Origin of the sequence: Pelotomaculum sp. FP, from assembly GCF_004369245.1 — a bacterium.
Classification (GTDB): domain Bacteria; phylum Bacillota; class Desulfotomaculia; order Desulfotomaculales; family Pelotomaculaceae; genus Pelotomaculum_C; species Pelotomaculum_C schinkii.
On sequence record NZ_QFGB01000151.1, the window covers coordinates 1 to 1092 of the forward strand.

1 protein-coding gene is annotated in these 1092 nt (G+C 50.1%); it reads left to right on the forward strand.

Going from position 1 to position 1092, the window contains the following annotated elements; genetic code table 11:
• Positions 1-1092 (forward strand): pyruvate formate lyase family protein (locus Psfp_RS21135; protein WP_192895578.1); only part of this gene is annotated, 1092 nt, incomplete at both ends.

Below are 1092 nucleotides of genomic sequence, written 5' to 3' on the forward strand. Positions count from 1 at the left end.
ATGATTTCGATCAGGTGGAGAACTGGCAAAAGCAATTAGTCTTTTTGCGCTTTATGTTTGACGTGCCGGAAGGCAGGCTCATCGTAGATTATCAAAAGGTTATAGATGAAGGCCTGGAGTCGATTATCGAGCGCCTCAAAGGAAAAATAAAGGCAATAGGAAGCTTAAACAGCAAGGAAGATTTTGACCGGTACAATTTCTACAAGGGGACCATTATGGCCCTGGAAGGCGTGATCAACTTCGCTGAGAACCACGCCGGGGAAGCGGAAAGATTAGCCGGGATTTGCCGGGAGCAAAAACGCAAAGAGGAACTCTTGGAAATTGCCCGTATCTGCAGAAAAGTCCCCGGAAAGCCGGCGGACACCTTCCACGAGGCGATGCAGTCCTTCTGGTTTGCCCATGTCTGTCTTTTCATCGAAATAAACGGCAGGGGTATTTCACCGGGGCGTTTTGACCAGTACATGTACAGGCCCTTTAGGAATGATTTTGCAAAAGGCAGCATTACTGAGGGAAAAGCTCTGGAACTATTGGAACTGATGCGGGTAAAATGCACTGAAATTACGCGGGCTCACGCAACCTTCACAGAATCCTACCTGGGCGGCAGTATCTACCAGAACGTTACTTTGGGTGGTGTGGACAGGTATGGCGTTCCCGCCGACAATAAGCTTTCCAAGTTGGTGCTGCAGGCGGGAGTAAATGTAAGGACCTGGCAGCCGACCATATCGGTAAGGTGGAGGGACGACTTAAGCGAAAGTTTCAAAATGAAAGTGGTCGACTGCATCAAGGCAGGTTCAGGCTATCCGGCCTTGTTCAACGACAAGCTGGCGACTGAAAGATTTATGAGCGTTACCGGCGCCAATTTGGAAGACGCCAGGGACTGGGCGCCCTGCGGCTGTGTGGATATGCAGATTTGCGGCAAGCGGATGCCGATGTATGCGGTAGCCAACACCAACAACCCGAAAATATTTGAGCTGGTCTTAAACGGCGGCGTCAACCCGGTTACCGGGGACAAGCTGGTTGACTTGAAAATTGATCTCAACAAGGCTTCCTATGAAGAAATAGTCGGGGAGTACAAGAGGGTTTGCGAGTTGA